Consider the following 7,187-nt stretch of genomic DNA (forward strand, 5'->3'; position numbering starts at 1 on the left):
CTATCCGAGGACCGGATAGCGCCAGACGAGCGCCCACCACCGGTCAGGGGACGGGGGCGAAGCGGGCGGGCAGCTCGCGCTTGAGGATCTTGCCGCTCGGGCCGAGGGGGAGCTCGTCCACCACGTGCACCACGCGCGGGTACTTGAACGCGGCCACGCGCTCGCGGACCCAGGCGGCGAGGGCGTCGGCGTCGAGCGTGCGCCCGTCGGCCGGCACGACGGCGGCGTGGATCTCCTGCCCGTGCACCGGGTCCGCGACGCCGAAGACCGCGGCCAGCGCGACGTCGGGGTGGGACACCAGCGTCGCCTCCACCTCGGTGGGATACACGTTGTACCCGTTGCGGATGATCATGTCCTTCTTGCGGTCGGTGATCGCGAGGATCCCGTCGGCGTCGAGCGTGCCGAGGTCGCCGGTGCGGAACCAGCCGTCGACGACGGCCGCGGCGTCCGCGTCCGGCCGTCCCAGGTAGCCCTTGAGCAGGTTGTGCCCGCGCACCACGATCTCGCCGAGCGCGCCCGGCTCGCTCAGCAGGTGCACCTCGTGGTCGATGACGGCGTCGGCGACGGCGACGTCCACGCCCCACATCGGCCGGCCCACCGTGCCGGGCCGGATCGGCTCGAAGACGGTGTTGAACGAGACGCTCGGGGACGTCTCCGTGAGGCCGTAGCCCTCGTGCACCTCGGCGCCGTAGGCGGCGGCGAACTCCTCGAGCACGCTCACCGGGAGCGCCGCGCCGCCCGAGACGGCGTACCGCAGCGGCGGCCGGGCGTCGCTGCGGCGCGCGGCCTCCAGCATCCCGACGAACATCGTCGGCACGGCGGTGAACACCGTGGCCCGGTGCGCCACGAGCAGCTCGAGCGCCTGGTCCGGGTCGAACCGGGGCAGCAGCACCACGGACGCCCCGACGCGGAACGCGCAGTTCATCACCGCCATCTGTCCGAACGCGTGGAACAGCGGGAGCCCGCCGAAGACGACGTCGTCGTGCCGCAGGTCGAAGGAGTCGATGAGGGAGCAGTGCACCTGCTCGACGGCGGCGAGGTGGGAGCCGACGGCGCCCTTGGGCAGCCCGGTGGTGCCGCTGGTGTAGAGGATCGTCGCGGCCGACGTCGGGTGCACCGGCGTGTGCCGCTCCACGGGCGTCGCCGCGGCCGCCTCGTCCTCGAGGCGCGGGAGGGCGGGCCCGCCCTGCTCCGCGGCCGGGGCGAGCACCGTGACGAGGGGGACGCCCGCGCGCTCGGCGGCGGGCACGGCCTCGGCGAGCAGCGGCGCGGCCGCGACCACGACGTCGGCCCGGCTGTCGCGCAGCACGAACTCGATCTCGCCCGACCGGAACAGCAGGTGGATCGGCACGACGACGGCGCCGAGCGAGAGCGCGGCGTAGTAGACGCGCGCGAAGTCGGGCACGTTGGGCACGACCATGGCGACCCGGGACCCGCGAGCGATCCCGCGCGCGGCCAGAGCGCCGGCGTACGCGCGGGTCTGGTCCCACAGCTCGCCGTACGTGGTGGTGGTCCCCGCGAAGTGCAGCGCGGGGTAGTCGGGGTGCCGGCGCGCCGTCTCCGCGAGCAGCGACGCCGCCGACAGCGTGCCGAAGCCGGGGCCGTCGACGGCGTCGGTGGAGGCGCCCTCGGACGCGGGGCCGGGGGATTCCGCGCTGGGTTCGGGGGTGGGTGTCATGTCCGGTCCTTTCGTCGTCGTTGATCGTGGGGACGGAGGTCGTTCAGGTCTCGGGCGGTTCAGGGCCGCAGCTCGGCCCGGCCGAGGGAGCCGAGGTGCACCTCGTCGGGGCCGTCCGCGAGCCGCAGGGCGCGGGCCGCGGCGAACATCTCGGCGAGCGGCTGGTCGCCGGACAGCCCGGCGGCGCCGAAGAGCTGCATCGCGCGGTCGAGGACCGCCTGGACGGCACGCGGCACGGCGATCTTGATGGCCTGGATCTCGCGCATGGCCTTCCGGTTGCCGACGGTGTCCATGAGCCAGGCGGTCTTGAGCACGAGCAGGCGCAACGCCTCGACCTCGACGCGGGACGTGGCGACCCACTCGCGGACCACGCCCTGCTCGGCGAGCGGGCGGCCGAACGTGGAGCGCTCGCGCGCCCGCCGTCCGGCGAGCGCCAGCGCCCGCTCGGCCATGCCGAGGGCGCGCATGCAGTGGTGGATCCGGCCCGGCCCGAGGCGCGCCTGCGCCATCGCGAACCCGTCGCCCTCGCCACCCAGGAGGTTCGCGGCGGGCACGCGGACGTCGTCGAAGGCGATCTCGGCGTGCCCGCCGTGGTCGCGGTCGTCGTAGCCGAACACGGTCAGGGGGCGCACGACCGTCACACCCGGGGCGTCGCGCGGCACGAGCACCATCGACTGCTGCCGGCGGGGCGGCGCGTCCGGGTCGGTCTTGCCCATGACCACGAGCAGCGCGGCGCCCGGGTTCATCGCGCCGGTGGACCACCACTTGCGGCCGGTGATCACGAGCTCGTCGCCGTCGCGGCGGATGCGGGTGCCGATCTGCGACGCGTCGCTCGAGGCCACCCCCGGCTCGGTCATGCAGAAGGCCGACCGGAGGCGTGCGTCGAGCAGCGGGTCGAGCCACTCGCGCTGCTGGTCCGGCGTGCCGAAGTGCGCGAGCAGCTCCATGTTGCCGGTGTCGGGGGCGGCGCAGTTGAACGCCGCCGGGGCCAGTCGCGGGCTCCAGCCGGTGAGCTCGGCGAGCGGCGCGTACTGCAGGTTGGTGAGGCCGGCGCCGCGGTCCCCGGCGGGCCCGTCGCCCGGGAGGAACAGGTTCCACAGGCCCTGCTCGCGGGCGGCGTCCTGGAGGTCGCGCAGCACGGGGCGCGGGGACCACTCGTCCGGGGCGGCCGCGAGCTGCGCGTCCAGCACCGGTTCCGCCGGCAGCACGCGCTCGTCGAGGAACGCGCGGACCCGGTCGGTGAGCTCGGCGGTGCGGGCGTCGGGGGCGAAGTCCATCAGGCCCTCCTGGCGGGCGTCGCGTGCGCGAGGCCGTCCTCGGCCAGCGGCTCCACGAGGGCGCCGATGCGGTCGAACCCGTCGCCGACCGTGTCGCCCGCCCGGTAGCGGTAGTGGATCCCCTCGAGGATCACGGCGAGCTTGTACGCGGCGAACGCGCGGTACCAGGACAGGTCGGGCGGCGCGGTGCCCGACCGCGCGGCGTACGCGTCGACAAGGTCGGCGAACTCCGGGTAGCCGGCGCCGGGGACGACGGCGCTCAGCGCGCCGTCGTCGGCGCTGCCGTCGGGCGCGTCGTCGCCTGCCGTGCCGGCGAGCCCGCGGATGTCCCAGTACAGGCCGAGCATGCCGAGGTCGACCAGCGGGTCGCCGAGCGTCGCCATCTCCCAGTCGAGGACGGCGGCGACGCGCGGCGCGTCGGGCGGCCCGGCGACGATCGCGTTGTCGAGGCGGTAGTCGCCGTGCACGATGCCGGCCCGCCCGCCGGAGTCGGGGACGCGCGCCGCGAGGCGGTCCTGCAGGGCGTCCAGCCGGGGCAGGGGACGGCTGCGGGAGGCGTCGTACTGGCGTCGCCAGGTGGCGAGCTGCCGGCCGAGGTAGCCGTCGGGCCTGCCGAAGTCCGCGAGGCCGACGACGGCCGGGTCCACGGCGTGCAGGTCGGCGAGCACCTCGGCGAGCTCGAGGCCGAGGGCGTGCAGGCCGCCCGCGGTGAACGCCGCGTTCTGCGCCGGGCGGGACAGCACCGTGCCGGCCACGTGCTCCATGACGAAGAAGACGGTGCCGGTGACCTCGCCACGGTCGGTGTCGTCGACGACGTCGACGGTGCGGGGCACCGGGACGGGGCTGCCCGCGAGGGCGGAGACGACGCGGTGCTCGCGGCGCATGTCGTGCGCGGTGGACAGCACGTGGCCCAGCGGCGGCCGCCGCACGACGAGCGGCACGCGGGCCCCGTCGACGCGGTACGTGAGGTTGCTGCGGCCGCCGGCGATCACGCTCGCGGTGAGCTCGCCGCCGGACCCTCCGTCGGGCGCGCCGTGGGCGAGCTCGGGGTGCTCCCGCCCCAGCCACGCCCGCAGCCCTGCGGTGTCCAGTCCGGGCACGTCGGTCATCGATGACCACCTTCCGTCGGCCCGGGTCGTCCCGGGGCTCGAGCGAGCATACCGCGCAGTCGGTATGTGGTGCGACCAGGTCGCCCGCGGGCGCGCGGGGCCGTTGTGGTCGGTCCTGGAGCGTGTCAGTCCTGCAGGGCGGCGACCGCCCGCCGGACGCCGTCGGGCACGGGCACCGGCCGCCGGGAGGGCTCGTCGACGAACACGTGCGTGAACAGGCCGACGGCGATCGGATCGTCGCCGCCCGCGCGGAGCACGTGCAGGTCCCACGTGAGGCTCGTGCGGCCCAGGCGCTCCACGCCGATCCCGACCTCGAGCTCCTCGGGGTACGACGCCGGCGCGCGGAACTCGCACGACGACGCCACGCACAGCCCGATCACGTCGCCCCGCGGGTCCAGCCCCCCGTGGGCGATCATCCACGCGTTCACGGCGGTGTCCATCGCGGCGTAGTACACGGTGTTGTTGACGTGGCCGTACTGGTCGTTGTCGTTCCAGCGCAGCGGGAAGGGGTGGCGGGCGCGGGGCATCGGTGCTCCTGGGGTGTCTGGGGCGGGATCTCAGGGGGTGTCGGCGGGCAGGATCAGGCGGAGGTGGACGGCACCCGCAGCAGGTGGCGGAACGCGACGGCGGCGCGGTCGGCCTCGGGCGTCTCGCCCGTGATCAGGTCGGCATAGGTGAACGACTCGGAGACGCGCACCAGCAGGTAGGCGAGCGACGCGGGGTCGATGCCGCTCCTGCTGCCGGCGTCGGTCCCGCTGTCGTCGTCGAACGGGGTGTCGCCGAGATGGGTGCGCACCAGCCACTCGCAGGTCGCGAGGAAGCGGTGCTGGATGGGGCTCGCCTTGGTGGTGAGCAGCCGCAGGGCGCGCGCGGGCTCGCGGGTGAGGAAGTCCCGGAAGTAGGGGGCGGTGATGAGGTCGCCGGCGAAGTGCGTGAGGACGTCGGCGACCCGTTCGGCCCCGGTCTCGGACGCCGTCGCGCGGTCGGCCTGCACCAGGGTCGGGACGGCGAGCGACCACAGCACCTCGGTGAGGAGGGCGTCGCGGTTGCCGACCCACCGGAACACGGACGTCCGGTCGACGCCGAGGCTCGCGGCCAGGGGGCCCATGTCGAGGCGCCGCCCCGCGATGAACGTCTCGCGCGCGAGGTCGAACGCCCGCCGCGCGTCGGCGTGGGCGCCGGGCGCCAGGCGCAGGGACAGCGGCGTGGGCGCGGCCTCGAGGCCGACGGTCGCGATCGGCGCGTCGTCGTGCGCGTCGTCGTGCGAGACGGTCGTGGTGCTCGTGGTGCTCTCCGGCATGACCGCAGCCTAGTGTCGCGGGACGAGGCGTGTGCAACATCTTGGAAAATGATGCACGGGGGTGCACACTGGTCGCGTTCGACGACGATCGGAGCAACGATGACGTTCACCTCCCCGGCCACCTCGACCACCGGCCCGACCACCGGCCTGACCACCCGCCCCGCGGCGCTCGACGCCGACTTCTACGGCTTCCAGGACCTGCTCACCCCCCGCGAGCAGGAGGCGGCGCTCGCCGTGCGCGAGTTCATGGAGCGCGAGGTACGCCCCCTCGCGGACGACTACTGGGAGCGCGCGGAGTGTCCCGTCCACCTCTTCAAGCCGTTCGCCGAGCTGGGCACGGTGGGCGCGGCATGGCCCGAGTGCGCGCCGTTCGAGAGCTCGGCGGTGTTCCGTGGCTGGATCGGCATGGAGCTCGCCCGGGTGGACTCCTCGTTCTGCACCTTCATCGGCGTGTCCTCGGGGCTCGCGATGAGCGCGATCGGCCTGGGCGGCTCGCCCGAGCAGCGCGCGCAGTGGCTGCCCCCGATGGCGAGCGGCGACGTCATCGGCGCCTTCGGCCTCACGGAGCCGCTGTCCGGCTCCGACACCGCGAAGGGGCTGCGCACCACCGCCACGCGCCAGGGGGACACCTGGACCCTGCACGGCGCCAAGCGCTGGATCGGCAACGCGACGTTCGCCGACGTCGTCGTGATCTGGGCCAAGGACACCGCCGACGACCAGGTCAAGGGCTTCCTCGTCCGGAAGGGGACGCCGGGCTTCACCGCCACCAAGATCGAGCGCAAGCAGTCGCTGCGCATCGTGCAGAACGCGGACATCGAGCTCGACGGCGTCCAGGTCGCGGAGGCCGACCGGCTGCAGCGCATCGACCGCTTCCGCGACGTCGCCCAGGTGCTGCGCGTGACGCGCGACGGCGTGTCCTGGCAGTCGCTCGGCACGATGATCGGCGCCTACGAGGCGGCCGTGGCGTACACGCGGCAGCGCGAGCAGTTCGGGCACCCGATCGCCAGCTACCAGCTGATCCAGGACAAGCTCGCCACCGCGCTCGCGAACGTCACCGCGAGCCTCGCCGTGTGCGTGCGCGTCTCCCAGCTGCAGGACGCCGGGACGCAGCGCGACGCGCACGCCGCGATGGCCAAGGCGTTCGTCACCACCCGCATGCGCGAGACCGTCGCGCTGTGCCGCGAGGCCTGCGGCGGCAACGGCATCACGCTCGACACCGGCGTCGCGCGGTACTTCGCCGACGCCGAGGCCGTGTACACGTTCGAGGGCACCCGGGACATGAACAACCTCATCGTGGGCCGCGAGATCACCGGCCACGCGGCGTTCGTCTGAGCCGCCCGGGCGCCCCCATCTCGTACCGACCCGAAGGAGACACGACATGACCGAGGCGTACATCGTCGCCACCGCGCGCTCGCCGATCGGGCGCGCGCACAAGGGCTCGCTCAAGGACGTCCGCGCCGACGACCTCGCCGCGCGCATGGTCGAGGCCGCCGTCGCGCAGGTGCCCGGGCTCGACCCGGCGCGCATCGACGACCTGCTGCTGGGCTGCGGCCTGCCCGGCGGCCGGCAGGGCATGAACATGGCCCGCGTCGTGGCCGTGCTCAACGGCTGGGACCCGGTGCCCGGTACCACCGTGACCCGCTACTGCTCCTCCAGCCTGCAGACCACGCGCATGGCGTTCCACGCCATCAAGGCGGGGGAGGGCGACGTCTTCGTGTCCGCCGGCGTCGAGTCGGTGAGCGGCATGGCCGTCGGGTCGAGCGACGAGATCCCCGGCGTCGACCTCACCAACCCGCGCTTCGCCGAGGCGCTGGAGCGCACGG

Annotated in this window: 6 protein-coding genes and 1 pseudogene; 2 read left to right on the top strand and 5 right to left on the bottom strand. The window is 74.4% G+C overall.

All coding sequences use genetic code 11. The features are described from left to right. Nucleotides 1-43: 43 nt before the first annotated feature. The 5 genes from ACFWEK_RS16665 to ACFWEK_RS16685 form a co-directional block, all read right to left on the bottom strand. Nucleotides 44-1,678 carry an AMP-binding protein gene (locus ACFWEK_RS16665; protein WP_430546223.1) on the bottom strand — a complete coding sequence of 545 codons (1,635 nt, stop codon included), beginning with the start codon at nucleotides 1,676-1,678 and terminating at the stop codon, nucleotides 44-46. 59 nt (nucleotides 1,679-1,737) lie between these two features. Beyond that, nucleotides 1,738-2,955 carry an acyl-CoA dehydrogenase family protein gene (locus ACFWEK_RS16670; protein ID WP_430554757.1) on the bottom strand — a complete coding sequence of 406 codons (1,218 nt, stop codon included), beginning with the start codon at nucleotides 2,953-2,955 and terminating at the stop codon, nucleotides 1,738-1,740. Further along, nucleotides 2,955-4,064: a phosphotransferase family protein gene (locus ACFWEK_RS16675; RefSeq protein ID WP_430554758.1), complete on the bottom strand. Its 1,110-nt coding sequence runs from the start codon at nucleotides 4,062-4,064 to the stop codon at nucleotides 2,955-2,957. Before ACFWEK_RS16675 ends, ACFWEK_RS16670 begins: the two co-directional genes overlap by 1 nt. Nucleotides 4,065-4,189: 125 nt before the next feature. Continuing rightward, a complete protein-coding gene (locus tag ACFWEK_RS16680; RefSeq protein WP_430554759.1) occupies nucleotides 4,190-4,591 on the bottom strand; it encodes an acyl-CoA thioesterase in 402 nt (133 codons plus the stop codon). A gap of 53 nt (nucleotides 4,592-4,644) precedes the next feature. Continuing rightward, complete coding sequence (locus tag ACFWEK_RS16685) at nucleotides 4,645-5,364, bottom strand: QsdR family transcriptional regulator (RefSeq protein WP_430554760.1); 720 nt, start codon at nucleotides 5,362-5,364, stop codon at nucleotides 4,645-4,647. Between the two features lie 99 nt (nucleotides 5,365-5,463). Between ACFWEK_RS16685 and ACFWEK_RS16690 the strand changes: the two genes are divergently transcribed. Together ACFWEK_RS16690 and ACFWEK_RS16695 are read left to right on the top strand one after the other, a co-directional pair. Further along, nucleotides 5,464-6,696, top strand: coding sequence for an acyl-CoA dehydrogenase family protein (locus tag ACFWEK_RS16690; protein ID WP_430554761.1), 1,233 nt, complete (start codon nucleotides 5,464-5,466; stop codon nucleotides 6,694-6,696). A gap of 46 nt (nucleotides 6,697-6,742) precedes the next feature. Further along, nucleotides 6,743-7,187: pseudogene (locus tag ACFWEK_RS16695) on the top strand (acetyl-CoA C-acyltransferase); the annotation flags it as partial.

Source organism: Isoptericola sp. NPDC060257 (assembly GCF_042726645.1).
In the GTDB taxonomy this organism is placed as follows: domain Bacteria; phylum Actinomycetota; class Actinomycetes; order Actinomycetales; family Cellulomonadaceae; genus Isoptericola; species Isoptericola nanjingensis.